At 61.1% G+C, this 25,946-nt stretch carries 27 protein-coding genes and 1 pseudogene; 13 read left to right on the plus strand and 15 right to left on the minus strand.

Features of this window, described 5'->3' with window-relative positions; genetic code table 11:
- Nucleotides 1–4 precede the first annotated feature (4 nt).
- From gspF to gspN, 10 genes are all read left to right on the plus strand, one after another.
- Nucleotides 5–1,222 carry a type II secretion system inner membrane protein GspF gene (gene gspF / locus SBC1_RS17815; protein ID WP_165988730.1) on the plus strand — a complete coding sequence of 406 codons (1,218 nt, stop codon included), beginning with the start codon at nucleotides 5–7 and terminating at the stop codon, nucleotides 1,220–1,222.
- Nucleotides 1,223–1,235: 13 nt separating this feature from the next.
- Nucleotides 1,236–1,649 carry a type II secretion system protein N gene (locus SBC1_RS17820; protein WP_165092973.1) on the plus strand — a complete coding sequence of 138 codons (414 nt, stop codon included), beginning with the start codon at nucleotides 1,236–1,238 and terminating at the stop codon, nucleotides 1,647–1,649.
- Between the two features lie 203 nt (nucleotides 1,650–1,852).
- Nucleotides 1,853–2,329 (plus strand): type II secretion system major pseudopilin GspG, encoded by a 477-nt coding sequence (gene gspG, locus SBC1_RS17825; RefSeq protein ID WP_165092974.1) that lies wholly within the window; start codon nucleotides 1,853–1,855, stop codon nucleotides 2,327–2,329.
- Between the two features lie 50 nt (nucleotides 2,330–2,379).
- Nucleotides 2,380–2,886, plus strand: coding sequence for a GspH/FimT family pseudopilin (locus SBC1_RS17830; RefSeq protein WP_165093498.1), 507 nt, complete (start codon nucleotides 2,380–2,382; stop codon nucleotides 2,884–2,886).
- Nucleotides 2,886–3,308 carry a type II secretion system minor pseudopilin GspI gene (gspI, locus tag SBC1_RS17835; protein ID WP_165092975.1) on the plus strand — a complete coding sequence of 141 codons (423 nt, stop codon included), beginning with the start codon at nucleotides 2,886–2,888 and terminating at the stop codon, nucleotides 3,306–3,308. Before SBC1_RS17830 ends, gspI begins: the two co-directional genes overlap by 1 nt.
- Nucleotides 3,286–3,984, plus strand: coding sequence for a type II secretion system protein J (locus tag SBC1_RS17840; protein ID WP_165092976.1), 699 nt, complete (start codon nucleotides 3,286–3,288; stop codon nucleotides 3,982–3,984). Before gspI ends, SBC1_RS17840 begins: the two co-directional genes overlap by 23 nt.
- A 2-nt stretch (nucleotides 3,985–3,986) precedes the next feature.
- On the plus strand, nucleotides 3,987–5,123 hold the full coding sequence (gspK, locus tag SBC1_RS17845) for a type II secretion system minor pseudopilin GspK (protein WP_165988732.1): 1,137 nt from the start codon (nucleotides 3,987–3,989) through the stop codon (nucleotides 5,121–5,123).
- A gap of 87 nt (nucleotides 5,124–5,210) precedes the next feature.
- Nucleotides 5,211–6,512 (plus strand): type II secretion system protein GspL, encoded by a 1,302-nt coding sequence (gene gspL, locus SBC1_RS17850; protein WP_165988735.1) that lies wholly within the window; start codon nucleotides 5,211–5,213, stop codon nucleotides 6,510–6,512.
- Complete coding sequence (gspM, locus tag SBC1_RS17855) at nucleotides 6,509–7,012, plus strand: type II secretion system protein GspM (protein WP_165988736.1); 504 nt, start codon at nucleotides 6,509–6,511, stop codon at nucleotides 7,010–7,012. Before gspL ends, gspM begins: the two co-directional genes overlap by 4 nt.
- A complete protein-coding gene (gene gspN, locus SBC1_RS17860; protein ID WP_165092980.1) occupies nucleotides 7,009–7,803 on the plus strand; it encodes a type II secretion system protein N in 795 nt (264 codons plus the stop codon). The genes gspM and gspN overlap by 4 nt, the downstream gene beginning before the upstream one ends.
- Nucleotides 7,804–7,879: 76 nt before the next feature.
- Here the strand turns inward: gspN and SBC1_RS17865 are convergent, their stop codons facing one another.
- The 6 genes from SBC1_RS17865 to ada all read right to left on the minus strand — a co-directional run bounded on the left by SBC1_RS17865 (nucleotide 7,880) and on the right by ada (nucleotide 15,626).
- A complete protein-coding gene (locus tag SBC1_RS17865) occupies nucleotides 7,880–9,445 on the minus strand; it encodes an efflux transporter outer membrane subunit (protein ID WP_165988738.1) in 1,566 nt (521 codons plus the stop codon).
- A gap of 274 nt (nucleotides 9,446–9,719) precedes the next feature.
- Complete coding sequence (locus SBC1_RS17870; protein ID WP_165085178.1) at nucleotides 9,720–9,977, minus strand: hypothetical protein; 258 nt, start codon at nucleotides 9,975–9,977, stop codon at nucleotides 9,720–9,722.
- A gap of 814 nt (nucleotides 9,978–10,791) precedes the next feature.
- Nucleotides 10,792–11,385: a hypothetical protein gene (locus SBC1_RS17875; RefSeq protein WP_370469573.1), complete on the minus strand. Its 594-nt coding sequence runs from the start codon at nucleotides 11,383–11,385 to the stop codon at nucleotides 10,792–10,794.
- A 231-nt stretch (nucleotides 11,386–11,616) separates the two neighbouring features.
- Entirely contained in the window at nucleotides 11,617–13,236 is a 1,620-nt protein-coding gene (gene gshA, locus SBC1_RS17880; protein ID WP_165092982.1) for a glutamate--cysteine ligase, read from the minus strand.
- Between the two features lie 263 nt (nucleotides 13,237–13,499).
- Nucleotides 13,500–14,414, minus strand: a complete 915-nt coding sequence (locus tag SBC1_RS17885) for a DNA-3-methyladenine glycosylase (RefSeq protein ID WP_165092983.1) — start codon at nucleotides 14,412–14,414, stop codon at nucleotides 13,500–13,502.
- 102 nt (nucleotides 14,415–14,516) lie between these two features.
- Entirely contained in the window at nucleotides 14,517–15,626 is a 1,110-nt protein-coding gene (gene ada / locus SBC1_RS17890; RefSeq protein ID WP_165988740.1) for a bifunctional DNA-binding transcriptional regulator/O6-methylguanine-DNA methyltransferase Ada, read from the minus strand.
- 397 nt (nucleotides 15,627–16,023) lie between these two features.
- On the opposite strand from ada, the gene SBC1_RS17895 reads away from it, so the two are divergent.
- Nucleotides 16,024–16,431 carry a VOC family protein gene (locus SBC1_RS17895; protein WP_165092985.1) on the plus strand — a complete coding sequence of 136 codons (408 nt, stop codon included), beginning with the start codon at nucleotides 16,024–16,026 and terminating at the stop codon, nucleotides 16,429–16,431.
- A 25-nt stretch (nucleotides 16,432–16,456) separates the two neighbouring features.
- On the opposite strand, the gene SBC1_RS17900 is transcribed toward SBC1_RS17895, so the two are convergent.
- On the minus strand, nucleotides 16,457–17,008 hold the full coding sequence (locus SBC1_RS17900; RefSeq protein ID WP_165092986.1) for a YaeQ family protein: 552 nt from the start codon (nucleotides 17,006–17,008) through the stop codon (nucleotides 16,457–16,459).
- A gap of 373 nt (nucleotides 17,009–17,381) precedes the next feature.
- Nucleotides 17,382–17,726, minus strand: a complete 345-nt coding sequence (gene sap1, locus SBC1_RS17905; RefSeq protein WP_165092987.1) for a surface attachment protein Sap1 — start codon at nucleotides 17,724–17,726, stop codon at nucleotides 17,382–17,384.
- A 540-nt stretch (nucleotides 17,727–18,266) separates the two neighbouring features.
- Between sap1 and SBC1_RS17910 the strand changes: the two genes are divergently transcribed.
- The gene (locus SBC1_RS17910; protein ID WP_165092988.1) at nucleotides 18,267–18,893 is read left to right on the plus strand and encodes a LysE family translocator; all 627 of its coding nucleotides are present in this window, start codon (nucleotides 18,267–18,269) and stop codon (nucleotides 18,891–18,893) included.
- Nucleotides 18,894–19,261: 368 nt separating this feature from the next.
- Here SBC1_RS17910 and dinD read toward each other — a convergent pair whose 3' ends face one another.
- The 3 genes from dinD to mnmE form a co-directional block, all read right to left on the minus strand.
- Complete coding sequence (dinD, locus tag SBC1_RS17915) at nucleotides 19,262–19,918, minus strand: DNA damage-inducible protein D (RefSeq protein WP_243830251.1); 657 nt, start codon at nucleotides 19,916–19,918, stop codon at nucleotides 19,262–19,264.
- A 391-nt stretch (nucleotides 19,919–20,309) separates the two neighbouring features.
- Nucleotides 20,310–20,447 carry a hypothetical protein gene (locus SBC1_RS17920; RefSeq protein ID WP_165092989.1) on the minus strand — a complete coding sequence of 46 codons (138 nt, stop codon included), beginning with the start codon at nucleotides 20,445–20,447 and terminating at the stop codon, nucleotides 20,310–20,312.
- Nucleotides 20,448–20,513: 66 nt separating this feature from the next.
- On the minus strand, nucleotides 20,514–21,902 hold the full coding sequence (gene mnmE / locus SBC1_RS17925; protein ID WP_165092990.1) for a tRNA uridine-5-carboxymethylaminomethyl(34) synthesis GTPase MnmE: 1,389 nt from the start codon (nucleotides 21,900–21,902) through the stop codon (nucleotides 20,514–20,516).
- A gap of 312 nt (nucleotides 21,903–22,214) precedes the next feature.
- On the opposite strand from mnmE, the gene SBC1_RS17930 reads away from it, so the two are divergent.
- Complete coding sequence (locus tag SBC1_RS17930; RefSeq protein WP_165092991.1) at nucleotides 22,215–22,634, plus strand: transcriptional regulator; 420 nt, start codon at nucleotides 22,215–22,217, stop codon at nucleotides 22,632–22,634.
- A 78-nt stretch (nucleotides 22,635–22,712) separates the two neighbouring features.
- Here the strand turns inward: SBC1_RS17930 and yidC are convergent, their stop codons facing one another.
- The 4 genes and pseudogenes from yidC to rpmH form a co-directional block, all read right to left on the minus strand.
- Entirely contained in the window at nucleotides 22,713–24,389 is a 1,677-nt protein-coding gene (gene yidC, locus SBC1_RS17935) for a membrane protein insertase YidC (protein WP_165092992.1), read from the minus strand.
- 170 nt (nucleotides 24,390–24,559) lie between these two features.
- Nucleotides 24,560–24,781, minus strand: a pseudogene (gene yidD / locus SBC1_RS40605) (membrane protein insertion efficiency factor YidD); the annotation flags it as partial.
- 67 nt (nucleotides 24,782–24,848) lie between these two features.
- A complete protein-coding gene (gene rnpA / locus SBC1_RS17945; protein WP_165092993.1) occupies nucleotides 24,849–25,340 on the minus strand; it encodes a ribonuclease P protein component in 492 nt (163 codons plus the stop codon).
- Between the two features lie 53 nt (nucleotides 25,341–25,393).
- The gene (gene rpmH / locus SBC1_RS17950) at nucleotides 25,394–25,528 is read right to left on the minus strand and encodes a 50S ribosomal protein L34 (protein WP_006998755.1); all 135 of its coding nucleotides are present in this window, start codon (nucleotides 25,526–25,528) and stop codon (nucleotides 25,394–25,396) included.
- Nucleotides 25,529–25,946: the final 418 nt, after the last annotated feature.

Genomic DNA, 25,946 nt, shown 5'->3' on the forward strand with positions numbered 1-25,946 from the left:
ATCCATGCCGGCGTTTCGTTTTGAGGCAATCGACCAGGCGGGCAAGTCGCAGACAGGCGTACTCGATGCCGACAGCGCCCGTGCCGCCCGCAGCCAACTGAGGACGCAGGGGCTGACGCCGCTAGTCGTTGAAGCGGCGGCTACCCGCACGCGGGGTGAGCGCAAACAGCGGCTATCGCTGGGAAAACGCTTGTCGCAACGCGAGCAGGCGATTCTTACGCGACAAATCGCCAGCCTGCTGACAGCGGGTCTGCCGCTCGGCGAAACGCTTTCAGTGCTGACCGAGCAATCGGAGCGCGATTACGTTCGCGAGTTGATGGCCGCTATCCGCGGCGAAGTGTTGGGCGGTCATTCGTTCGCGAATGCGTTGGCGGAACATCCGCGCGATTTCCCCGAGATTTATCGCGCGCTGGTAGCCGCCGGGGAACATACCGGCAAGCTTGGACTGGTGTTGTCGCGGCTCGCGGATTACATCGAGCAACGCAATGCGCTGAAGCAGAAGATCGTGCTCGCGTTCACCTATCCCGCGATCGTCACGCTGATCGCGTTCGGGATTGTCACGTTCCTGCTGAGCTACGTGGTGCCGCAAGTAGTGAACGTGTTCGCCAGCACGAAGCAGGCGCTGCCGTTTCTCACCATCGCGATGATGGCGCTCTCGGGCTTCGTGCGGAACTGGTGGTGGGCCGGGCTGATCGGCGTAGCGCTGCTGAGCTGGTTCATCAAGAGCCTGCTCGCGCGGCACGGTCCGCGCATGGCGTTCGACCGGTGGCTGCTCACCGCGCCGCTGCTCGGCAAACTCGTGCGAGGTTATAACACCGTGCGTTTTGCCAGCACGCTCGCCATCCTGACGGCCGCCGGCGTGCCAATCTTGCGGGCGCTGCAAGCCGCGGGAGAAACCTTGAGCAACCGTGCGATGAGCGCGAACGTTGAAGACGCCATCATCCGTGTGCGCGAAGGCACTTCGCTGTCGCGCGCGCTGGGCAATACGAAGACGTTTCCGCCGGTGCTGGTGCATCTGATCCGCTCGGGCGAAGCCACCGGCGACGTCACCACCATGCTCGACCGTGCCGCCGAAGGGGAATCCGGCGAACTCGAACGCCGCACGATGTTTCTCACGAGCCTGCTGGAACCGCTGCTGATCCTCGCGATGGGCGGCGTCGTGCTGGTGATCGTGCTGGCAGTGATGCTGCCGATCATCGAATTGAATAATCTGGTGCAGTGAAGAAGCCCAACCCATGAATGCATTTCAGACCCGCCTGCTATCGCTCATCGCGCTCGCCATTTTTTGCGCGACGCTGACGTGGTGGGTCATCACGCTGACCACGCACCAGAGCGCGCCGCTGCCTGCGGCGGCAGCAGGGCGCGCGCCGTCGGTGGAACAGGCCGCTACGTTGTTCGGCGGCCAGTTGCAGCACCAGGCGAACCAGGACGTGCATCTGTTCGGGATCCTCGCGCTGCAACACGGCGCGGCGGCAATCGTGAGCTATGGCGGCGAACCGGCGCGCGCGATCTCGTTGGGCGGCCCGCTGACGCCGGGCGTGACGATCAAGGAAGTGCGCTCGCGCTCGATCATCATCGATAGAAAGGGCAAAACCTCGGAAGTGTTCCTGCCGCCGAACCCGCCCGGTCCGACCATATATGTGCGTTGAGGCTGGCCTGGATCAAACGGATCGGGCAGGCGGTGCTTACGAAGTGAAATCTGCCCGGGCGAGACCTATAGAATGCTTGCCTGCCCGCATCGACCGTTGATTATTCGGACGAATGATCCGGCGAGGCGGCGGCGGATGGGCATCGAACCTCATGTCGGGCCTGAGCGCTGTAACGACATCAAATTGGAAAGGAAGATCAAGTCATGCAAATGTGGATGAAGCGCCGCTACGAACTCCAGATGGCGCAAGGTAGCAAGCAAACGCGGCGCCAGCGCGGTTTTACCCTGATCGAAATCATGGTCGTGATCGCGATTCTCGGCATTCTCGCCGCGTTGATCGTGCCCAAGATCATGAGTCGTCCAGACGAAGCGCGGCGGGTGGCGGCGAAGGCGGATATTGGCTCGATCATGCAGTCGCTGAATCTTTATCGACTCGATAACGGCCGCTATCCGACCCAGGAGCAGGGGCTGCGCGCGCTGGTCGAAAAGCCGACTACCGAGCCGATCCCGAACAACTGGAAAGGCGGCGGCTACATGGATCGCGTTCCAGTCGACCCTTGGGGCAAGGAATATCAATACCTGAACCCGGGCGTGCACGGTGAAGTCGACGTATTCAGCTACGGCGCCGACAGCAAACCGGGCGGCGAGGGTAATGACGCCGACATCGGCTCCTGGCAATAAGGCCTTTTTAGCCTCTCCTTGCCCCTTAACAGAAGCCAATCGACGTGAACATGCAGCACAAGCCGGACTGTTCAGCACCCGAGGCGCCGCGCCGCGCGAAGGTGCGGCCGCAGGCCGGCTTTACGCTGCTGGAAATGCTGATAGTGCTGGTGATCGCGGGATTGCTGGTGTCGCTGGCGTCGGTGAAGCTCACGCGCAATCCGCGCACGGATCTGAACGAGGAAGCGCAGCGTCTCGCGCTCCTGTTCGAATCCGCTGGCGACGAAGCGCAGGTGCGGGCAAGGCCTATCGCCTGGCTGCCGATCGACGGCGGTTTTCGCTTCGATATCCGCACCGAAGACGGCTGGCGTCCATTACGCGACGACCTGCTGCGTCCGCGCCGCTGGGAAGGCGGCGTGAACGGCGTGACGATCCAGTACGTTGGTTCCGATGAGTCCGCGGGGCGAGTGGTGTTCGGCACGGAAGCTATTGATACCCCAATGGAAGTGACGCTCGTTTCGGCGGTCGGCAGCGTGACTATAGTCGGTACCGGCAACGGCCGTTATCAGGTGCGCTGATGCTAAAGCTCGCGCCCGGCCCTCGTCACGGCCCCAAACCCAAACTGAACCGCACGCGCGGTTTCACGATGATCGAAGTGCTCGTCGCGCTGGCGATCATCGCGGTGGCGCTGGCGGCGTCGTTGCGCGCGGTGGGCGCGCTTGCGACTGGCGAGGCGGACTTGCATCGGCGCTTGCTGGCTGGTTGGAGTGCCGACAACGAACTCGCGCAATTGCGGCTCACCCATACGTGGCCCGACATTGGTTCGCGGACGTTCGATTGCTCGCAGGGCAATCTCAAGCTGATTTGCACCGACCGGGTATCGACAACGCCGAATCCGATTTTCCGGCGCGTGGAAGTTATCGTGGAGTCGCCCGGCATCTCCGGCAATCTCGCGCAAATGGTCATGGTGGTGGCGAATGAAACCAGCCGTTCGCTCTAGGCGCGACGCTCGTAGCGCTCGCGGCACGCGTGGCGATCGCGGTTTTACGCTGATCGAGATGCTGGTCGCCATCGCGATCCTCGCGGTGATCGCGGTGCTGTCCTGGCGTGGCCTCGACCAGATCATGCGCGGCCGCACGACCATCACGAACGCGATGGAAGATGAACGCGTGGTGGCGCAATTATTCGACCAGATGCGCATCGACGCCCGCCAGGCCGCTACCGACGATGAAGCCGGCCAGGCCGCGGTGTCTATCGGCGGGAATGCGCTGCAGATTGTCCGCGGTGTCTACGCACAAGGCGCGGCGCCGCGCTTGCAGGTCGTGCGTTACCGGCTGACCGACAGTGGCCGGGTGGTACGTTTTGCGTCGCCGCCGCTGGGGAATGTGGGTGATGTGCGGCGGGCGTTATCGGCGTCGGACAACTCCGACGGCTGGACCGCGATACCGCTCATGGGCGGCGTCTCGACCTTCGCCACGCGCGCCTACGTGCCCAAAACCGGCTGGACGATGCGCATGGGTGACGTAACGGCGCAAATTACGCAGAACGACAACAACCTGAAAGTGCCGCAGCTCGGCAACTCGCCGTTGCCGCGCGCGGTGACGGGCATTCAGATCGCGGTCGGTGCGCACAATCTGGCGCTGCCGATCACGCGCGTGTTCCTGATCGGAGAATGACTATGCGTTCTTCATCGGGTCAGGCGAGACGGTTCAGGCTCAGGTCATCCAGGGCCTCGAAACAGCGTGGCGTTGCGATCATCAGCGCGCTGCTGGTCGTGGCGTTGTCGGCGATCATCGTGTCGGGATTGTTGTGGCGCCAGCAAGTGCAGGTCCGCCGTATCGAGAACCAGCGGCTGCTCGCGCAGGCGCAATGGATCTCGCGCAGCGCGCTCGACTGGACCCGGCTGATCCTGCGTTCCGAAGCCGATTCCGCGCCGACCGTCACGTATCTCGGCGGCGTGTGGGGTGTGCCGATCGCGAAAACGCGGCTGTCGGACTTCCTCGGACAAATTGGCGACGTGCGGGCGCAGCAGGGTGCATCAACTTATTTGTCGGGATCGATTGAAGATGCGCAGGCCAAGTTCAACCTGCGCAACCTGGTCTCCACGCCCACGCCCGGCTTGCTGATTATCAATGTGCAGGAGATCGCGTCGTTCCAGCGCCTGCTGACGCTGCTCGGGCTCGATGCGTCGCTGGCGAAAACCGTCGCGCTGCAGATTCGCGCCGGGCTGGCGCAATCGGCTACGCGGTTCCAGACGCAATCGACAACCGCCGCCGCGAACACCACGCCCGCCGCCACACTGGCCGCGATCGCGCAAGGCGGGGGAACGGGCGGCGGCAATTTCACCGACGACCCCGGTCTTGCCGATGCCGACAGCAACGCGCCCGTCGCGCCGCTGCAGATGATCAACGTGGAATCTTTGCTCGATGTCCCCGGTTTTTCGCCGGAAGCGGTGGAGAAATTGCGGCCGTTCGTAACGGTGCTGCCGACCACGACGTCGGTGAACATGAATACCGCGACGGCCGAAGTGATTGCGGCGACGGTGCCCGGCATGACGCTTTCGCAGGCGCAGGCGTTTGTCGCGCGCCGCGAGACCGTGTTTTTCCACGATGTCAGCGACGTGACGCTTGCACTGACCGGCGCGGGCGTGAAAACCGCGACCATCGATCCAAACCAGATGGACGTGACCACGAAGTATTTCCTGATCCACGGCCGCGTGCAGCACGAGCGGGCGGAAGTCGACCGGACGACCTTGGTGTATCGCGATCCGGCGACGCATACCACGCGTATTGTTTATGTTCGCGACCAGCTTTGATGCGTGTGGACGGGTTTCATCGGAACGATGTCGTAGTACGCGCAGTACAGTAAATAACTTTCGATTCAGAACACAAGAGAGCGGCCTTTGAGCACATTGATCGTCCTACTGCCGCCGCGTGATCCGGCGGTTCGCTCGGAAGAGTGGCATTTGCCGGAGCTGCCGTTTTTGCTGCTCGACAAGCGCAACGTCACGCAGCGGGCCGGCCGAGCCGCGCTTTCGCTGCTGCCGCGTGCAAGCGCGACAGTGCTGATTGTCGCCGCGCGCGACCTGTTGCTGACCGCTGCGCAAATGCCGCCGCTGAAAGGGCCGCGCTTGCGCCAGGCTTTGCCCAACGTGGTCGAGGATCAGTTGATCCAGGATCCGCAGACGTGCCACATTGCCGTCGATCCGGTCGCGCTCGCGAGCGGCCGGCGGGTGCTGGCGGTGATCGATCGCGGCTGGTTCCGCTTTGTGCTCGAGGCGTTTGCGAACGCGGGGCATCGGAACGTGAAAGCCGTGCCGGCCATGCGCTGCCTGCCGCTGCATGAAACTGTCGCCGATACCCCGAATCCGTTCGTCGCGGGTATCTTGGGCGACGTGTTGGCGACCGCCCCAGTTTTGCTAGGCGGCGATACGCTCCGGCCCTCCGAGACCGGCGCGTCGCGTGTCGAGATTGCGATTGCGCGCGGCGAGCATGCGGCGCTGGGCGAAGGTCTGGCCATTCCCGCCGATGCCGTGACGTCCACGCTCAGCGCACTTGCGGGCGCACAGCCGGCAACGCTGTACACCCTTCGCGACGTTCCCGGCGCCGAGCCGCGCCTGACGTCGGTGCGGCCCGCGATTCCCGGCGCGCAGCCGCTGACGTTCGAAACCCTTGCGCGCAACGCGCTCGCGAACCACTTCGACTTGTGCCAGTTCGAATTCGCCGCGCAGCCGTGGCGGCTCGACCGCGCGACCATGCGACGTCTGAAGCTGCCGGTGGCGCTGCTGGCCGGGGCGCTGGTGGTATCGATGATCGGTATCAACATTCAGTGGATGCAGCTCGCCCGGCAACGCGACGCGATCAACGCGCAGATGACCGAAACGCTCCTCAACACGTTCCCGAAAACCACCGTCGTACTCGATGCACCCGACCAGATGTCGCGTCAGCTCGACCGCTTGCGGCTGGTTTCCGGACAACTGTCGCCGTCTGATTTCCTTTCTCTCGCCGATGCCCTCGCCCGCGCGCTTGGGCCCATTCCGGTGAACGGCATTGCGGGGCTCGATTACCACGACAGGCGCCTGGAGGTGACCTTCAAGCCGGAAACCAAGGTCGACCCCGGCTTGCAGAGACGGTTGGCGGCGAACGGGCTGACGGGCGGTATCGACAGCAATACCGGCAAATGGACCGTCAGGAGCGCCCAATGAAACAAGCCATCATCGACACCTGGGGCGAGTTCTGGAACGCACGCACCCAGCGCGAAAAAACCATCCTGATGTGGGGCGGCGTGGTGGCGGCCATCGCTCTGGTCTATCTGGTGCTGTGGGCCCCCGCGTATGAAGGCCGTGCGCGGCTGCGCAGCACGCTGCCCGCCATGCAACTCCAGCTCGCGCAGATGACCGCGCAAGCCAACGAGGCGCGCTCGCTGGCAGGCGGCGGGCAGGGCGTCACGCCGACCGGCGGCGCGTTGCGCGACGCGCTGGCAAAGTCTCTCGCCGATAACAACATGCCTCCCGCGCAGGTTCAGGTGGTCGGCTCGGGCGTGCAGATCCAGTTGAAGAACGCGTCGTTCCCGGAGTGGACGGTGTGGCTCGACAACGTCAGGAAGCAGTTCAAGGTGCAGGTCAGCGAAGCGCATATCACGGCGCTGAAACCCGACGGCCAAGTTGATCTGACGGCATCGCTGCAACCGGCTCAGGTGCAATGAACTACGGCATGCGGCGGCTTCTCGCGGCGTGGCCGTGGTTCGTGGTGGCGGGGGTCTCGGTGGTCGTGACCTTGGCCGTCATGTTGCCGGCAGCCTGGATCGTGCCGCAATTCGCGAAGTCGACGGACGGCCATGTGAATCTCGTCGATCCGGCCGGTTCGCTCTGGAAGGGCTCGGCCACGCTGATGCTGGCGACTGGCGGCGGTGCGGCCGGTGCCGACGGCGGCGCGACGCTGCTGCCCGGACGCATCGAATGGCGCACGGCTTTCTGGCCCTTGTTCAGCGGCCATGTGCGCATGGAGATGCGCCAGACGGACTCCATGCCCGACTCGGTTTTCGTCGATGCCGGTCTTTCCGGTTCGACGGTCTCACCGGGCGCGATTGCCGTGCCGGCGAGCCTGCTTTCGGGCCTGGGCGCACCGTTCAACACGCTCAACATGGAAGGCAACGTGCAGCTGACCTGGACCGAATGGCGGATGCTTGGACACAACACGTACGGGCAGGCGATTGTGACGCTCGACGACATGGCGTCCAGCGTGTCGCGCGTGAAGCCGCTGGGGTCGTATCGCGTGGTGTTTCAGGCGGAAGGCCAGGCATCGACGATCAACCTGACGACGACGTCGAAGGGGCCGTTGCTGCTGAGCGGACAAGGGACGGTGTCGAAGACATCTACCGCCTTCAACGGCGTGGCGACGGCCACCCCGGAGGCACGCGAAAATCTGGCGGGATTGTTGAACCTGCTCGGACGGCATACGGGACCGGATACCGTCGAGCTGACCTTCGTTCGATAAGGCTTCGGCGCTTCGTTGCCGCTCTCAGGGCTTCGTAGAGGTACGAAAACGCCGGGGCATTCTCGCCCCGGGCGTCTTACTCTTTAGCCGTACCGCCGTTCGCTGCCGCAACCGTCGACGAACTCTGCGCGGAATTCAACGCGGCGCTCGACCCCTTCACCGCAACGCCGCTTGCCGGAACCGGCGCCGCTGCGCTGCCGGTTTCCTGATCCATTTGCTCGGTGTCCCAGCCGCCGCCGAGCGCCTTGATCAATCCCACCGACGACACCATCCGTTCCCCTGCGATATTCGCCAGCTTCTGCTCGGCGAGGAACGCCGTGGTCTGCGCGGTGAGCACGTTGATGAACCCGACCGTGCCCGACTTGTACTGATTGGTCACAATAGCCAGCGCCTGCTGCGCCGACGCGACCGCTTGCTGCTGAATCCCGATCTCGTTCGCGAGAATTCTCTGCGACGCCAGGTTGTCCTCGACGTCCTGGAACGCCGTCAGCACCGCTTGCCGATACGTCGCCACGGCCGAGTCATACGACGCGCGTGCCGCTTCGGTCTGGGCGGCGCGCAAGCCGCCATCGAAGATGGTAGCTGCGAGATCCGGCCCGAGCGTCCAGAAGCGCGACGGTGCGGTCAGCAATTGCGAGAATATTGAGCTTTGGAAACCGCCGGTTGCCGACAACGTCAGCGTGGGGAAAAACGCCGCGATTGCCACGCCAATCTGTTCGTTCGCCTGCGCCGCCTTGCGTTCGGCTGCAGCAATGTCCGGTCGCCGTTCGAGAATGGCAGACGGCAGTTGCAACGGTACGTCTGGCGGCGTGGCGTCTAGCGGCGATGAAGCGATGGAGAATGTGGACGCAGGTTCGCCGACCAGCACGGCGATCGCGTGTTCGTATTGCGCGCGGGCGACGCCATTATCAATAGCCGACGCTTGTGCCGATTGCAATTGCGTCTGCGCCTGGATCACATCCGAGCGGGCGGCCGTGCCTTGCGCGTACTGGTTCTGCGTGAGTTGCAGCGTGCGCTGATAGGCGGCGACGGTGTCGTCGAGGAGCTTTTGCTGCGCGTCCAGCGAACGCAACTGGAAGTAGGTTTGTGCGAGCGTGCCCTGCGCTGAGAGCCGTGCGTTGGCTAGATCGGCTGCGGCGCTTTGCTCACCGGCGCGCTGCGCGCCGACGGTCCGGCTGACGGTGCCCCACAGATCCGGTTCCCACGATGCATCGAGGGAAAGATCGTAGTTGTTGCCAATTGAGCCGCCGCTAGAAACCGAGCCGCTCGAGCGGCTGGAGGAGCGAGCCCGCGAGCCCGTCGCCGATAACCCCAACGTCGGGAAATACGCCGCGCGCGCTTCCGAGACCAGCGCTCGGGATTGCCGGTAAGCCGCCGCGTATTGAGCGATAGTCTGATTCGACGTATTCAGCCGCGTTTCGAGGTCATTCAGCTGCGGGTCGTTATAAATCGCCCACCAGTTTCCACGATCCACCCGGTCTGAAGGCTGCGCGACTTTCCAGCCTTCCGGCGCCTCTTTATAGGATGCGGGAATGGCGGTGTCGGGGCGTTTGTAGTTCGGACCGACAGCACAACCGGCTAGTGCCAGAACGAGGACGATAACGGACTTGCGAGGAAAGGCGGGGATTCGGGTGAACGGCATCTGCTCTGGATTCCTGTCGGAAGTTGCGTGCGCTTCAACGCAAGGAGAAGCGCTACATGCAACCGGTCCGAGATGGTAACTGAACGCGCGCGAAGGGCGGACGTCGGGCAGGCGTTAGGGTAACGGTTTGAAAGGAAGCCGGGTGTTACTCGCCGTGCGGATTCGGTTACGGGTCATTACGCAACGGTTACGCAGCGATCATGTAGCGCTTACGCAATGCGCAGGCGTTGTGAGAGTTGCATAACGTGACCCGCTACGAACGGCGGTCTGTGTCTCACGCGTCGCAGTGTTTCGGACGGCAGAGCAGCGGGGTCTTGGCGGGGGCGGGATCGGCGGGTTCGCGGGTACGCCGGTTTTCGAACCACGCGGCACCCAGCACGACAAACGAGCCACCCGGCAGCAAGAACACAATCACGTACAGCGCCAGCTTCCATGAATTCATGTTGGGCGGCAGGACGTGCAGCAAGGCGGCGGTTATCGAGTGGCCGAAGCGTCGGCCGAGCAGGAGGGTGGTTTGGGCAGCGCGGTTCATCGGGTAAATCCATTTACGCATCGAATGGTTCGATGCTTTCAGTCGGTCAGAACATGGTCTCGGGTGGCGCCTTAGCGCGTAACTCGTTGCTTAGAATAATATTGACTATGCAATCTCTTTTCAAGATACGTTCCTTAGCAAATTTTTACAGTGTTGTTTTTAAGTTGCGAGAACGGGGCTTGCGCGATATCGGCACTCGCTGACTGGCGTATGAGGTGCGTTGTTTCGGTCTGGAGACTTTCATCGCGGACGTTTTGCACGCTGCGGTCGGCGTGCTTTGACGGACGGCACACGGGCTTTGAGCGTCACGTGAATTCCTGTAGTTGAAGCCGGTAGACGCGGCCGCTTACCATTTTCGGCCTATCAGAAAGGGGTTTTGTGACGAAAGCGCGGGGCAAGACCGCTTCGAATGAGAAGGCTGTGGGTCAATGGACGGAGCGCTTTCTATTAGACGCCGTGCCAGTGATGCAGATCGCGGGCGGGGGAAGCGATGCACGCATTGGAGGTTGACCTCGCTAACTTCCCACGGGCGCTTCGGTCCTGCGTCGCATGACGGCGAGTCGCACAAAGTGTCCGGAACGGACGAAGACGCGAGCCATTAGCTCGGAAGATTAAAACAATGCCTATGCAAGGGTTTTAACTATCAAGCCGATAGCTGGCAGCCTGACGATGCACTAAATAGTATGTAGCCGCCATCTTCTCGCCGATTGCCGCCGTAGCGCGTTTAGCCTGTGCGGATAAGACCGCATAAGCAAAGGCCGCGTCTCCCGTCGAGAGAGAGCGCGGCCTTCCACAATCAACAATCGATGAAAACCTACTGCGGCGTCAGGTTCTGGCCAGATTGTCCCGGCTGATTCTGGAGCGTCGGCGGCATGGGCTGTACGGGCAGGTTTTGCTGCATCGGCTGGGTCGGCGGGGCGGGAGAAACCGGTGGCAACGCATTGCCGGACGCCGTTGCGCCTCCCGGCGTGCCCATCTGCGATGGGCCGCCGCGCACAAATTGCTTAAAGTCCGCGCCGGCCTTCCACGGGTTCGGCTCGCAACCGAGCATGTTGTCGCAATGGGCGGCGAAGCCGATTGTTGCCGTTCCTTCGTTGCTCGGAGTCTTGGTGATCTGATACGCAAGCGCGCGTTTGCCGCCAGACGGCCCGGCGGTCTGGATGATGGAATCCGTGACGGTCTGCAGCTTGTACTCGGAATGATTGCTCACCCAAACTTGCGCGCGCGCCCACCACGCGTCACATTCAGCCTTGTTCGTGCACGTGAGCGGCGCGGTGGCCTGCTCCATGGTTTCGCCTGCAATCTGGCCGGTTGTCGAGCAGCCCGCCAACAGGGCGATTGCTGTTACTACCGTACTCATCGCCGCTGCCTTGGCGAAGCCCGCGCTTCCTAACAGGTCTTTTCTCATTTTTCTTCCTCTCCTTGATGTGTGTCGAGGCTAGCTGATCGTGCTCAGCCAGCCGCTGATCGGTCTGGTTAGTTGATACGACGCTATTTTCAGACCTGACCCGCGCGCGAGCGTTTCCACGCGTTGCGCACTGTTGCAAAACAAGTAAGGGTTGCCGCTGCTGAGGCGGTGCGGCGAGGAAAAAGCTGCTGGATTACGCTGGGCGCCGACTTGGAGCCGGCGCCTGCGGGTTCAAACGCTAATGCGGTTCAACGTGTAAGCGCGATAAGCGCCGACGAATGCATCGAACGAACCAACCTCTTCACGCTCGATTCTTGCCTGATCATCCAGTGACTTTGCGGCAAGCGCCGCCATTTCACGCTCGGCTTTGGCGCTGAGCGGACGGCCACGGAAGTATTCGGCATGCTTCGCGCTCAGTTCCAGCGCAAATTCGTTGAAGCTTTGATGCTGCTCGCGCATGGTGTCCAGCACGCGGGCGGACGGAGTCAGCGAGACATCGGCCAATCGTGCGCGCTGGGCCTTCAAGGCGCTCATGTGTTCATCGATGCCATGCAGCGCGTCGAGCGCCTGCGCGACCGGTTCAATAGCGTCGAGCAACGAATCCGCCCAGCCTTGCATGGGGACTTCGCGGCCATCGCGCGCCAGCGTCAGGCCGGGCTTGCGCCCTTGCTTGGTGATGCGCGCGAAGTTCTCGTTGGCTTCCTCGTTGGCGGCGCGCGGCAAAAGCGGACTGTCTTCGATCGCGCAATAAAGCAGATACGCGTCCATGAAACGCGTGGTCTCCAGCGAAATTCCGGTCGGCTCGAACGGGTCGATATCGAGGCAACGCACTTCAATGTACTGCACGCCACGCGACGACAACGCATGCAACGGCCGCTCGCCGGGTTGCGTAATGCGCTTCGGCCGGATGGTCGAGTAGAACTCGTTCTCGATCTGCAGCACGTTCGTGTTGATCTGCACCCATTCGCCGTCGCGCTGCGTGCCCATGGCTTCGTACGGCGGATACGGCTCGCTCACCGCTTTCGCGAGCACGTCGAGGTAACCGTCGAGCGTGTCGTAGCTCGGCAGCAGCGCGGATTGCGCCGGATTGTTCGTGTAGCCGAGATCGCTCATCCGCAGACTGGTCGCATACGGCAGATAGCGCGTGGTGGCGTCAAAGGTCTCGAGCGTATTCGGGCGGTTGCGCAGGAACTGCTGGTTGAGCGCCGGCGATGCGCCGAACAAATACATCAGCAGCCAGCTCGTCCGGCGAAAATTCCGGATCAGCGCGAAATATCGTTCGGACTGGAAATCGACAACTGGCACGGCGCTGCGGTTATCGAGCGCGGCCCACGTGCGCCACACGTCTTCGTGCAGCGAATAGTTGTAATGAATTCCGGCGATGCATTGCATGGTGCGGCCGTATCGCAACGATAAACCGCGCCGGTACACGTGCTTCAACATGCCGATATTCGATGTGCCATACCAGCCGATCGGGATGTCCTGATCGGCGGGAAGCACGCCGGGCATGGAGTCGTTCCAGAGCAATTCGCTGCCGAGATGCGCGTAGGCGAAGCGATGCAAGTCGTCCAGTTGCTCGAGCGTGCGCGCGACGTCGTGCTCGGCCGGCGTGATCAATTCGATCAGCGCTTCGGAGTAATCGGTCGTGATGAGCGGATGCGTGAGCGCGGAGCCGAATGTGCGTGGATGCGGCGTGGTAGCAAGCGTGCCGTCGGGCGTCACCCGCAGGCTTTCCCTCTCGATGCCGCGCAGCCCCCGGCGCAATGCAGCGGCTTGCGGGCCGCTGGTCAGCGCGGATAAGCGGCGCAGGAAGGCGCTGTCGGACGGAGATGAGAAGTTCGTATTTGCCATTGCTGCAACGGTTGCGTGTCAGACGCCGAACAGAATGCGCCGAACCAGATTTTTGGGTAGCGGGCACTTTAACATCTCAGTGTAAGACGTGCTTGAACCCTTGCCGGATAAGGGTTTGCGCGAATTCCAGCAGCTTGGGGCGCAGGTCGCGGCGATGGTTTTTGACGAATGATGCGGGACCTTCGATTCTGCTGCGTAAGCGCCGGTGCGCGGCGGCCACTTTTTCGATGTACTTCGGGCACATGTGCGACCAAGACTGCGCGTCACCCGCCTTTCGCCGATCCCGCCTGGTCCGCGATCTCGTTCCACACATGAAGCGCAGCATACGCGCGATATGGCCGCCACGCCTCGGCGCGGGCGCGCAGGGCGGCCGCTTTCGCCATCGACGGATCGCGTGCCACCAGCGCTTGCATCAGGATCAGGTCGGTGCCGGGCCACGCGTCGGCATCGCGTAGTGCGCGCATCGCGACATATTCCACCGTCCACGGCCCGATACCCGGCATGGCCAGCAACGCCGTCCGCAGTTCGGCTCGGTCCGCATGGGGATCGTCGAGCGGCAGCGCGCCGGCCGCGACCTCGCGTGCGAACCCCTGCAACGCGGCCACGCGTTTGCCCGGCATGCCGATCTTCTCCAGATCGACCTCGGCCAGTGCCGCGGGCGTCGGGAAACGCCAGGCCGTGCCGGGGTGCGGATGATCGGTGAGCGGCGTACCGGCACGTTCGACGAGCCTTCCCACAATGGTCGATGCCGCTTTTACGCTGACCTGCTGGCCGACTATCGCGCGCACGACCAGCTCGAAGCCGGACCACGCGCCGGGTACGCGCAACCCCGGCACGGCTTGCGTCAGCGGCGCGAACCACGGGTCGCGGCCGAGATGGGCAGCGATAGCGGGCGCGTCGGCCTGAAGATCGAACATGCGTGTCAAATGCTCGCCAATCGCTTTCGCATGGCGGCTCGCCGCGCCTTCCAGCGTCGCGACGAGACAAGGTTTGCTAGCGTGTTTGGTCACGCTGAGCGTGCCCGAATCGCCGAGCCACTCAATTGCTCGATGATACGAACCGTCCACCACCGCTTCGACGCCGAGCGTCGCGCGTCCCGCGAAAAATCGCAGGACGCGGGGCCAATCATAGGGTTCGACGTAGGGCAGCTGGATGCGGGTAGGTTTGGTTTGGGGCAATTTAGGCGCGTTCGAAAGCAGGGAGAATCGGGATACTAATCGGCATCGTATCGGTCAATGTGGTTTGGATGATGCCGAAAGCCGCGAGCCGAGCGCGCACCATCAACCCAGATCCCCCGCGTCGACGGTTTCAAGCGGCGCTGCCACCCGATGCTCCTTTTCCGCCGATAACAACGCGACCTTGCGCGCGGTTCCCCATCGATACCCCGCCAGCGCGCCATCCTTATGCACCACGCGATGACACGGAATAGCGAGCGCCACCGGGTTCGACGCGCACGCATTCGCCACCGCCCGCACCGCCCGCGGCGAGCCAAGCGTTTCGGCGATATCGGTATAACTGCGCGTCTGGCCGTATGGAATCCTCTGTAACGCATCCCATACGCGCTGCTGAAATGCCGTCGCGCTGATATCGAGCGGCAGGTCGAAGTGCTCACGCGTGCCGCGCAGATAGGCGTCAATCTGCACGATAAACGGTGCGAGCCGCGCCTTATCCTCGATCCGTTCGGCGTCCGACAACTCTTGCGCCAGTTCGGCTTCGAGCGCGGCCGGGTTATCGCCGAAAGCGATCTTGCAGATGCCCTTTGCCGTTGCCGCGACCAGCACGATCCCAAGCGCCGTCTGCGCGGTCGCGAAATGCACGACTAACCCGGCTCCCTTGCGTCGATACGTCGATGGCGTCATCCCCAGCTCGGCGGGCGCGGCGTCATACATCCGCGATGTCGAACCGAAGCCGGCGTCGTGCATGGCACGCGTCACGTCGTCGCCACGTTGGAGCGCACCGCGCAGTGTATCCGCGCGACGGGCGGCCTGATATTGCCGTGGCGACACGCCAACAACACGTGAAAACAGCCGCTGCAAATGAAACGGACTGACATGCACGGCGCGGCTCAATTCCGCGAGCGTGACGCGTTGTTGCGGATCGGCGTCGAGCACCTTGCACGCCCGCTCCACAATGGCCAGTTCGCGCGACAGACTACCCGGCTGACACCGCTTGCACGCCCGATAACCGGCGGCTTCGGCTTGCTGCGGGGTATTGAAGAATTCGACGTTTTCACGCCGCGGCTGCCGCGATGCGCACGATGGGCGGCAGAACACGCCGGTCGTGCGAACGGCGTAGAAGAATTCGCCGTCGGCGCTCGGATCGCGGCTCAACAGGGCGTTCCAACGGGTTTCATCGTTGGAAAGAGTGGCGGTACTGTGTTCGGTTTTCATCACAATCCTCTGTTTGCGAAGGGTACGTGACTACTTTAGAGGCGGACGTCTATAGGTACTCGCCGGATCTTGCTCTGTCATTTCGGCCTTGGGTGACGGGGGTGTGAACGCATGGACAAATGACGTACAGGTGCGACACAACACCACCATAGGGGTTTTTACTACGATAAGTGTTGCATCGACCCTATCGGCTGTGTAATATCGGAACTGTCTCCTCCATGTCTCCTCCTGATATGGATTCAGCCCGCTCCGCAACGAGTGGGCTTTTTTTCGTCTGTACGCTTTGGAACCTTTATAGCCGTGCTGTTTCGCAACACCCGCTAAACTCGACGCTGGTTTTTGCGCTCATTCATTGGCTGTTATAACGCTAAAACGCACGCTAAAACGGAGACACGCAATGCAAATACCTATCCGCGAAATTGATCATGTTGTGATTCGCTGTGCCAACCTTGACGCCATGGTCGGCTTTTACAAGACGGTGCTGGGCTGTCCGGTAGAGAAGGAACAGCGTGAGCTTGGGCTGGTGCAGATGCGCGCGGGACGCTCGCTGATCGATCTGCTGGCGGTGGGCGCGAAGATCGATCGGCCCGAAAGCGGTACGCCGGGCGCGGGCAACAACATGGATCACCTGTGCCTTCGCGTGGAACCGTTCGATTCCGCCGCGTTGCGTGCCCATCTGCTTGAGAACGGCGTGCGTCTAGGGGAAGAAGCCCGGCGGTACGGGGCTGAAGGCTTCGGCCCGTCGCTATATTTCTTCGATCTGGAAGGCAATCTCGTTGAACTGAAAGGGCCGCCGGAAGCCTGATAGGCGGTCGAGCCCAGTTATCCAGTCAGCGCGGCTTTCCCTTCAAAACGGTCCAGTCGATAGCGACCGGGTCGACCGTAGCGCTGCCCAGCGACGCCTCGCCGTCCTGCACCGTGCATTGAAGCCGCATGGTCCGTTCGGCCAACGCGCCGAGCGCTGCGGCCACGCCATCGGTGAGCGACCATACGGTCACGTTTTGCATCCGTTCGACCTTCGCCTTCACGCCCTGCCACCAGATTTCGGAGGTGCGGCCGCCATACGCGATGACGATCACCCGGTCCGCGCGTCCGCTCGCCTTCGCGATGCGGCGTTCTTCCGGCTGACCAACTTCAATCCACGTTTCGATTTGCCCGGTCAGATCCTTTTGCCAGAGATCGGGTTCGTCGGTGTCGGACAGTCCTTTGGTGAATTCCAGGCGTTCGCTCGCGAATAACGCGAACGCGGCGACACGCACCATCATCCGGTCGTCTGTTTCGGACGGATGCCGTGCAATGGTCAGCGCGTGGTCGCCGTAGTAGTGCCGATCCATGTCGGCAATTTGCAGTTCAGCTTTGTAGATTGTGGATTTAAGGGCCATGCAACACCGGAAAGCCTGTTTGAGAGGCCAAAAAAGGGGGAATTCGTAGCTGATGTTTCGGGCGGAGCAACTGTATACCGACCCGTTCTGACTCGCTCCGATTCACATTCGACGACGTTCGACGCGTGATGATACCGAACACGTTCGCTCGTTGCGGGGAATCGCTGATGGAGGGGAGGTGTTGCTGAAAAAAGGGGCGCGGGTGGGAGTTGACGTATGCCGCCGCCGATGCGGCGTGCGGCTGCCCTGCGAGCGCATGACGCCAGCTTAGCGGACGTGAATAAATTCACTCCGCGAGTAATCACGCGATTAGGCGAGCGGCGATTTGCACACCGCCGTTATCCTTTTAAACCGTGATCTGTATGTGATTAATTCACTGCTTAATAAATCGATCCGCAGTCCACAAGCCCTGTGTATCGCTGTTAGAGGCATTCACGAATTCGACATCATGGCCGACAACTTGTACTACACGGAAATGAGCGCCTTCCGGAGTCGGCAAGCATTGAAACCCGCTGAAGAATTCCTGCATTTTCTGTTGCTCGCCTGCCTGGGCGTGCTGATCGGCGGAATCGAATTTGTCCTTCGATAAACATCCGTACGCGTTAGGCATGAAACTGAACGTTTGTTGCGGCTGGACCACCTTGTCCTGGGCTTGAACCGAGGTGATCGCGCCCAATAAGCCGATCATCGCAAAACCAGCAATGGCGCGCTTTTTCATCTATAGCCTCCATGCAACTCTTGAGCGGGGATTTAGCTATGTATTCAGTGACTAGTTATTAATCTGCAGCGTTTATCCTAGACGAGAATTTGCAAGAGGCAAGCACAACTTGTGTGCGTTCGCAACAAGACAGATTGTCGCAGTTGGATATTTCGGATTAAGCGGCTTTAAGCGCGCGGCGCTGTTGTCAAAAATCGCTAATGATGCGGCGCATATAGAAAAAACAATAAAAGATGCCCGGTTCGCTGGAACCGGGCATTAACCTCACGAATGAGGGAGGAGACACTACAGAATATCGAGCCAGATCGCTGGTCAAAGCCCGGTTAGGGCCAAGCAGAATTTGTGCCGAAGCCGGAAATCGACGACAGAAAAGCGAATTAGCTGATGAAATCGTTTCAAGTCAGAGACTTGGTGCGTGACGCTTTTCTCTGCGATATCGGCGGCGTGCTTCGAGCCGGCTGCACGTTCCGCTGTTTTTACACAGTGTCTTGTCAGATCCGGATCTTCGTGGATTAATCGATGCTTCCACCAGGAGCTTCCATGACCCTCGCTCAATGGCTGCCGTTCGCGGTCGCCTCTGCCATCCTTGTTGCTATCCCCGGACCCACTGTGCTGCTGGTTGTCTCCTATGCGCTCGGCCACGGCCGCAAATATGCGCTAGCTACAACGGCCGGCGTTGCGTTGGGCGACCTTACGTCGATGACCGCTTCCATGCTCGGGCTTGGCGTGTTGCTGGCAGCATCGGCAGAATTGTTCATGGTTCTGAAATGGGTGGGCGCGGCATATCTTGTTTATCTGGGCATCAAGCTGTGGCGCGCGCCCGTGATGGATACCGATGCGGTCAGCGCGCCCGCCGAGTTGCGAACAGGACGGATCGTCGCTCATGCTTACGCGGTGACCACGCTCAATCCGAAGAGCATCATTTTCTTTATTGCGTTCTTGCCGCAATTCATCGATCCGCATGTGGCGAGCATTTCGCAGATTGCGATCATGGAGGCGACGTTTGTTGGCTTGGCTGCGGCGAATGCGTTCGCGTACGCGATGCTCGCATCGGTCGCGCGGCGGGCAATTCGGCGGCCCGCCGTGCAGCGGACGGTGAACCGGACCGGCGGCGCGCTTTTGATGGGGGCGGGGGTGTTTGCGGCGGCTTGGAAGAGGGCGGTTTGAGTTGGATGAGCGGGCTCGGGCGATATCGACAATTAAGTTGTCGCGTGCACCCGCCTTGATTCGGCAGCGCATTGCCGCGCTTCGATTGCACGGTTCCCAGCAGACTATCCGCGGTAAATGCGCTGCCGCCAGAGGGATGTTTCGCCAGTCGCGCGCGATTTAACCGTCTACGGAGTAGGAGCTTATTCTTCGAGCTGCTTTTTTTGTCGCTCAAGCTGCTGGATGCTCATTTCCGGTGTAAGCAAAGCCTCTGGCATCGTGCCACCGAGCTCGTGGATTGTCTGACGCACTTTGCTGCCGACTTCAAAATGTGTTTGATTCGCTTGACGCTTGCTGCCCACCCGATCCCGTTGAAGTTTCTCTTCCGTTTACGTCGCGCGGAAAAGATTTGCGGCGAGTTCGATACTGCCCATGTGGTCCAAGATTTTTTGGCTCTTTTTCAGACCCTTGTGGGAGTGAATATCTTTAGCTCCAAGCCCACCGTACAAACCTTTGTACCCGTGGTCCTGAAAGACCGCGTAGTCCAACGTTGTTGCCACGCCAGCATCGCGCGCCGCGGCGCTCAAGGCTTTGTTGTGGTGCACCAGCTCGCCACGAAGCACAAGGCGCCGCTGATCCTCCGACATGCCGGCGAATGCTTTGTCATCGCTTAATTCCTGGCGCCGTGTTTGTAGCGCGAAGTAAGTTTGCCCATTCGCGATCACCGGCTTCGACGGGTCACCGTTCTGAACGATGAGATAGCAGGCATACCGGGAGAGCTTGAAGTCGGTTATCGCCCGCTTCGCTCCTGATCCAAGTACGACCATTTTGGTGACTTCACCGAAATGGTCTCCGACCGGATGAGCCGAACGCTCGCAAGCAATCCTCGCTTTTTCAATGACTTGCAAAAAATTGCGCCAGTCTTGATAGTCCAGCAACGGAGCGAGGTTGCGTGCAAACCAAAACTCGGAATCGTCTTCGTTGAGTTGCTTGATGCTCTCAAAGGTGCGGTGATGCAGCGCCGCTATTGGCTTGTTGTTCAACACAGACAACTCCTAGGCCAGCTTGGCAAGGCAGCAGGTTGCCGATATTGGTCAACCTTCACGATTGATTGCACTGTGTTTTTGTACAGGTATGAGGGCCATGCCGGGTCTTCAAACGTTCTTGCCGGTTGTCGCTCGGCTGAAGGCAGTGGACGCACCTTTGAAGGCGATTTTGAATTGCTCTCAACCATGTCGCAGACTGCGAACCAGGCCAATTCGGTGGCGACGTGCAGCGTACGGTGAATCGAACCGGCGGCGCGCTGGTGATGGGGCGGGGGTGTTTGCGGTGGCTTGGAAGAAGGCGGTTGAGGCTTGGATGAGCGGCGCCGGGGAAGCCCCGGCGTTCACCCACTTCGTTCGGCGTTGCCACGACGCTCTGAATAAGATGCCCGAATCACAAGCCAAGCCATCCAAGCCACACGGCCGTTCGCCAGAGCCCGGCGATAATGATCACGGCAGCGATGGTGGCCAAGGCTATCTGCCTGCGGCAGCGAGTTGCTTGCTCTTCATCGAGACCCTTGGGTTTCGCCATTTTGGGCTCCCTGCGTGGCTTCTCTTCTGGAATCCTACATCAGGAACGCTGTGAGCCACGCCACGCCTACTTCCCAATACAAAACCGGCTGAAAATCACTCCCAACAGATCATCGGAGCTGAACTCCCCGGTGATCGAATTCAGCTGATCCTGCGCGAGCCGCAGCTCTTCGGCGAACAAATCGAGGGCTTGCGAATTCTGGTCTGCATGGTCCGCGGCAATCGCCAGATGTTCCCGCGCCGAGCGCAGCGCGATCAAATGCCGCTCGCGTGCCAGATAGATACTTTCCGCACCCGCCTGCCACCCTGCAATCTTGAGCAACTCGCTGCGCAATATCGCGATGCCATCGCCGGTTTTGGCCGATAACCGCACATCGCGCACGCCATCAGCGGCCGTTTCCGCCGATGCCTCCACGCCCGCCAGATCGGCCTTGTTCAACACGCGCACGACCGGCACGCCCGCCGGAAAACGCGCCGAGATTGCTACATCGTCGACACTCAGCGCCTCGCGTGCGTCCAGCAGATGCAGCACGACATCGGCGCGGCCGATCTCCCCCCACGTCCGCTCAATACCAATCCGCTCCACCTCGTCCTGCGTTTCGCGCAGGCCGGCGGTATCGATCACATGCAGTGGAATGCCTTCAATCTGAATAGTCTGCGTGACCTTGTCGCGCGTGGTGCCGGCAATCGGCGTGACGATAGCGAGTTCCGCGCCCGCCAACGCATTCAGCAACGACGATTTGCCCACGTTCGGTTGCCCCGCGAGCACGACCGACAGCCCCTCGCGCAGCAGCGCGCCTTGACGAGCATCGGCGAGCACCTTGTCCAGCAACGCTCGGATGCGGGCGAGCTTGCCGCGGGCATCGGCGGCTTCCAGGAAGTCGATCTCCTCCTCGGGGAAATCGAGCGTCGCTTCGACCAGCATGCGCAACGTGATCACGTCTTCCACAAGCGCATGGATTTCGCGCGAGAAAGCGCCATCGAGCGAGCGGCCTGCCGAGCGTGCCGCGGCTTCCGTGCTCGCCTCGATCAAGTCGGCAACAGCCTCGGCTTGGGCCAGGTCGAGCTTGTCGTTGAGAAACGCACGGCGCGTGAATTCACCCGGTTCGGCCAAGCGCACCCCGAACTCACGACCGGTATCGACAGCTCGCTGCAACAGCAGTTGCAACACGATCGGACCGCCGTGCCCCTGCAACTCGAGCACGTGCTCGCCGGTGTAGGAATGCGGCGCGGGGAAATACAGTGCAATCCCGCGATCGATCGCCTCGCCGCGTGCATCGATGAACGGCACATAGCTCGCGTGCCGCGCCTCAAGCAACTGGCCGCATAGTGCAAGCATTGCGTGCTTCGCCGCTGCTTCACCCGCTCGGCCGAACGACAGCCGGATTACGCCGATACCTCCACGCCCCGGGGCAGTGGCGATCGCGACAATCGGATCGGAGTCGTGGTTGGACATGGTTTTTCGAGCGTAACGCGGGCGAATGAGTGGCGGCATTGTAGCGCGGCGCTTTCGTTTCGCTGCGCCGCACGAATCGCTAGGATGATTCTTAATTTATCTTATGTGGGATATGATGAACCATCGGAACGGCTGTTGGTGTGCATCGTTTCATTGGGTGCAAATGTGGTCGTTATTGGGTCACGCCGATCAATCCACCATCGCGGCATTCTGGTGTTGTTTTTCCTGAACGCGCTAAAAATGAGAAAGATGCGCCATATCTAGCGTAGGCGGTTGACTCCGCCACTGCGTTTGCCTCGCACAATCGCGACCATGCCAACACCCAAAGAGAAAACCGATTTTTCGGATCGGCTCAAATTTTCAATGACGCGCGCGCCCGAGAAAATGCGCGGCGCTACCGATCTCGCATTGCATTTCAATTTGCGTTATCACGGCGAACCCGTTTCGCCGCAAACCACGCATAAGTGGCTGACCGCGCGTTCAATTCCCACTGCCGACAAACTGGCGACACTCGCAGAATGGTTCAAGGTCGAGCAGCACTGGCTTCATTACGGACCACCGCCGAGCGGGAATCCGCAAAATGCGCCGAAGCCGATCACGCACGACGATAAGTATCCGGCCTCCGAAGAGACGCTCGAACTGGCTTCGAAGATCGAGGCGCTCTCACCGCATCACCGGTATTTGCTGGAAGAACTCATTGACCAGTTTTATGGGGCGGGTGGGAAACGCTAAAGCGCGTACTGAAACAATTTACAGAAACAAAAACGCCCGGCAAGCCGGGCGTTTTCAATCCAACCGAAGGTCAAAAGCTTAAGCCTTGGCGACCTTCTTCTGTCCCATCATGCGCGTGATGTAATACTGCTGCGCGATGGAGAGCACGTTATTCACGACGTAATACAGCACTAGTCCTGACGGGAAGAAGAAGAACATGACCGAGAACGCCAGCGGCATGAACATCATCATCTTGGCCTGAACCGGATCCGGCGGCGTGGGATTCAGCCGCGTTTGCAGGAACATGGACACGGCCATCATCACCGGCAGGATGTAGAACGGATCGGCCTGCGACAAATCGTGAATCCACAAGATCCACGGTGCACCGCGCATTTCCACCGACGACAGCAACACCCAGTACAGCGAGATGAACACCGGAATCTGCACAACCACCGGCAGACAGCCGCCGAACGGATTCACCTTCTCGGTTTTATAGAGCGCCATCAGTTCCGCGTTCATCTTCTGCGGATCGCCCTTATACCGTTCACGCAATTGCGTCATGCGCGGCGTGATGGTCTTCATGCGTGCCATCGACTTGTAGCTTGCCGCCGACAGCGGGAAGAACACCGCCTTGATCAACAACGTGAGCAGGATAATCGACCAGCCCCAGTTGCCCACATAGCTATGGATCTTCTCGAGCAGCCAGAACAGCGGCTTCGCGATGATCGTCACCATGCCATAGTCTTTCACAAGCTCGAGACCCGGTGCGACGCCTTCCAGCATCCGCTCTTCTTCAGGACCAGCAAAAAGCCGCGCCTGCACGTCGACGGTCTGTCCCGGCGCAATGGTCTGCAACGGCTGCTGCACGCCGACGCGATACAACGCGGGATCGATCTTCTGCACGTAGATATCGCGCTTCACGCCCTGCTGCGGAATCCACGCGGATGCAAAGTAATGCTGCACCATTGCGACCCAGCCGTTATCGGCGGAGGGCGCGAAATCTTCCTTGCCCTTGTCGATATCGCTGAACGTCATCTTCTGGAAGTGATGCTGCTCGGTATAAACAGCCGGCCCAATGAACGTATGCGAGAAGCGCGGCGTTTCCACCGGCGAATCGTCGCGCACGAGCTCCATATAGAGGCGCGGCGTGACCGGCGCAGTGCCGACGTTCTGCACCTTCGTGTCCACACCAATCACATAGCTGCCGCGCGTGAACGTATAGGTCTTGATGACCTTCACGCCACCCTTGACCGGCGACTGGAACGAGATCGACATCGTCTTGCCGTCACCCATCGTCGTCTGGCTGCCCGGTACGAGCGTGAAGACGTCGTTGTGGTTCGGGAAGTCGCCGCCGAGCAGGCCCGTGCGCGCGAGATACGTGTGCGTCGCGGTGTGATCGAAGAGCGTGATGTACAGATCCGGCTGCTTGCCGTCACCTTCCTTCACGAGCGACAGCTTCGAAAGCGTGCCGCCGCGAGTATCGATCTGGCCGGAGTAGACGTCCGTGGAGAAATTCACGAGCTGGTCTGCGGCGCTCGACGCGGGTGCGTTCGAACCAGGCGCGGCCGATGCGCCGGGTACGCCAGGAGTGGCCGGCAAATCGGCGGCTTGCGTGCCCGGCGTCGTCGTTCCCGGTGCAGCGCTGCCGACCGTCTTGGTCGGGACGGCGCTCGGGAAGAACATCGACGGGCGCCCATGGTCACGTTGCCAGTTGTCGAACAGCATGACAGCCGACATGAAAAAGATGACCCATAGGACGGTACGTTTGATATCCATGCGTTGTCTCAGTGTCGATCGAAGAGCGCGTTATTGGCGCCGTGGGGGTTTGAACTCACTGAATTTGCCGGGTCCGACGAAGCTGGATTTGGCGAATTCGATGAATTCGGGGCAGAGTCTTCGACTGGGTCGGCCGCTGACGCGCCATCCTGCTGAACGCAGCCGGCGGCGGACGGAGGCACGGGGACCAGATCGATGCCGCCAGCCGAAAACGGATGGCAGCGGCACAGACGTTTCGCTGCGAGGAATGAGCCACGCGCGGCGCCATGATACTGGATTGCTTCGCGCGCGTAGTCAGAACACGATGGGTAAAAGCGGCACCGATTGCCGAGCATGGGGCTCACTGCAACCTTGTAGAAGCGTAATAAGGCGATCAACGCCGTTTCTGCCATTCGTGCCGTCTGCATAGAATTCGCGCTCGGGTCGACGCCGGACAAGCCGGTGTGCGCCTGAAGCGGCTCATGAGCCCGCAGGCGCGGGTGGGTCGTTGACGATGGGCGATGCACCCTGCTCCCCCATGCCTTCAGTACGTCGAGCGGCTTCGCGCACTGCACGGTCAAGCAGGCCGTCGATTTCTTCGCGAAACAACGTACGCAGCGGCGGCGATTTCGCGCTCGGCATGGCCTTGCGGTCAATTTTCGCATGCAACCGCAGCAGGATGTCCCAACCGCCAAGCTCCGCGCGCCGAAGCCGGAATGCCTCGCGCGCCAACCGCTTGATCAGATTGCGTGTCACTGCGCGCGGCGCAAACTTCTTGCCGATAACCAGGCCCAGTCGCGCCTCGTTGCCTGTTGGCTTGCCATACAGGACAAAGTGCGGGGACCGGCGCCAAGGGCGCAAACGAAAAACGGATGAGTATTCATCCGTTTTCAGCAGCCTTGCGGCCTTGGGGAACGCGGCACTCGCTCGCAACTGACTGATTTCCTGTCCGGAGCTTGTCGTGCTGCGCACCTGGCCGTCGCACGCGTCTGGGCGAGTGCCGGGGTGCGCCGTCAAAAGCGACCTTATACAGCCAGGCGCTTGCGGCCCTTCGCGCGACGTGCGTTGATCACCTTGCGGCCGCCGGCCGTCTTCATACGGACGCGGAAGCCATGGGTACGCTTGCGGCGGGTAACGGAAGGTTGGTAAGTGCGTTTCATGTTGGTCTCACTTGGGTAAAAACGGACCCCCGGCCACGCGTAAGCGACGTAAAAGGCGACGCACCGGCCGGTGGTACAGGAATTCGGGTTTTGCGGAACCCGCTATTTAAACCGTTTTCCTATTGACCGTCAATAGGTTACGAGGCATGGCGAGCGGTTTTCGAAGAAGTCCACAGGCCTGATGATTCGATCGGCGACATGGTCAGTCCCTGTGGATAACTCGCGCCGCGGTTGCGTTTGGCGTTAGAATCTCCGCTCAATCCGACGTAACCGCATGTTGTCCCGGTCCGCTGTACCGCCTGCAAAAGCATGGTGGACAAGGCTCTGGGGCACGCTTGCCCGCGCGCACCGGGCCTTGGCGCCGCGTGGCGGCGAGGGCGGCGGCAGGACTCGCGGTAAACCCTAACGACAGCATTCG

Origin of the sequence: Caballeronia sp. SBC1 (assembly GCF_011493005.1) — a bacterium.
Lineage (GTDB): Bacteria > Pseudomonadota > Gammaproteobacteria > Burkholderiales > Burkholderiaceae > Caballeronia.

Bases quoted from the DNA above. Each gene is read 5' to 3' on its own strand.
- gspM (WP_165988736.1), top strand. From the start codon at position 6,509: ATGAAACAAGCCATCATCGACACCTGGGGCGAGTTCTGGAACGCACGC.
- sap1 (WP_165092987.1), bottom strand. From the start codon at position 17,726: ATGAAAAAGCGCGCCATTGCTGGTTTTGCGATGATCGGCTTATTGGGC.
- SBC1_RS17910 (WP_165092988.1), top strand. From the start codon at position 18,267: ATGACCCTCGCTCAATGGCTGCCGTTCGCGGTCGCCTCTGCCATCCTT.
- SBC1_RS17900 (WP_165092986.1), bottom strand. From the start codon at position 17,008: ATGGCCCTTAAATCCACAATCTACAAAGCTGAACTGCAAATTGCCGAC.
- gspI (WP_165092975.1), top strand. From the start codon at position 2,886: ATGCTAAAGCTCGCGCCCGGCCCTCGTCACGGCCCCAAACCCAAACTG.
- SBC1_RS17895 (WP_165092985.1), top strand. From the start codon at position 16,024: ATGCAAATACCTATCCGCGAAATTGATCATGTTGTGATTCGCTGTGCC.
- gspF (WP_165988730.1), top strand. From the start codon at position 5: ATGCCGGCGTTTCGTTTTGAGGCAATCGACCAGGCGGGCAAGTCGCAG.
- rpmH (WP_006998755.1), bottom strand. From the start codon at position 25,528: ATGAAACGCACTTACCAACCTTCCGTTACCCGCCGCAAGCGTACCCAT.
- gshA (WP_165092982.1), bottom strand. From the start codon at position 13,236: ATGGCAAATACGAACTTCTCATCTCCGTCCGACAGCGCCTTCCTGCGC.
- SBC1_RS17865 (WP_165988738.1), bottom strand. From the start codon at position 9,445: ATGCCGTTCACCCGAATCCCCGCCTTTCCTCGCAAGTCCGTTATCGTC.
- SBC1_RS17870 (WP_165085178.1), bottom strand. From the start codon at position 9,977: ATGAACCGCGCTGCCCAAACCACCCTCCTGCTCGGCCGACGCTTCGGC.
- gspN (WP_165092980.1), top strand. From the start codon at position 7,009: ATGAACTACGGCATGCGGCGGCTTCTCGCGGCGTGGCCGTGGTTCGTG.
- yidC (WP_165092992.1), bottom strand. From the start codon at position 24,389: ATGGATATCAAACGTACCGTCCTATGGGTCATCTTTTTCATGTCGGCT.
- ada (WP_165988740.1), bottom strand. From the start codon at position 15,626: ATGAAAACCGAACACAGTACCGCCACTCTTTCCAACGATGAAACCCGT.
- gspK (WP_165988732.1), top strand. From the start codon at position 3,987: ATGCGTTCTTCATCGGGTCAGGCGAGACGGTTCAGGCTCAGGTCATCC.
- SBC1_RS17830 (WP_165093498.1), top strand. From the start codon at position 2,380: ATGCAGCACAAGCCGGACTGTTCAGCACCCGAGGCGCCGCGCCGCGCG.
- gspG (WP_165092974.1), top strand. From the start codon at position 1,853: ATGCAAATGTGGATGAAGCGCCGCTACGAACTCCAGATGGCGCAAGGT.
- SBC1_RS17875 (WP_370469573.1), bottom strand. From the start codon at position 11,385: ATGAGAAAAGACCTGTTAGGAAGCGCGGGCTTCGCCAAGGCAGCGGCG.
- SBC1_RS17920 (WP_165092989.1), bottom strand. From the start codon at position 20,447: ATGGCGAAACCCAAGGGTCTCGATGAAGAGCAAGCAACTCGCTGCCGC.
- SBC1_RS17820 (WP_165092973.1), top strand. From the start codon at position 1,236: ATGAATGCATTTCAGACCCGCCTGCTATCGCTCATCGCGCTCGCCATT.
- SBC1_RS17840 (WP_165092976.1), top strand. From the start codon at position 3,286: ATGAAACCAGCCGTTCGCTCTAGGCGCGACGCTCGTAGCGCTCGCGGC.
- SBC1_RS17930 (WP_165092991.1), top strand. From the start codon at position 22,215: ATGCCAACACCCAAAGAGAAAACCGATTTTTCGGATCGGCTCAAATTT.
- mnmE (WP_165092990.1), bottom strand. From the start codon at position 21,902: ATGTCCAACCACGACTCCGATCCGATTGTCGCGATCGCCACTGCCCCG.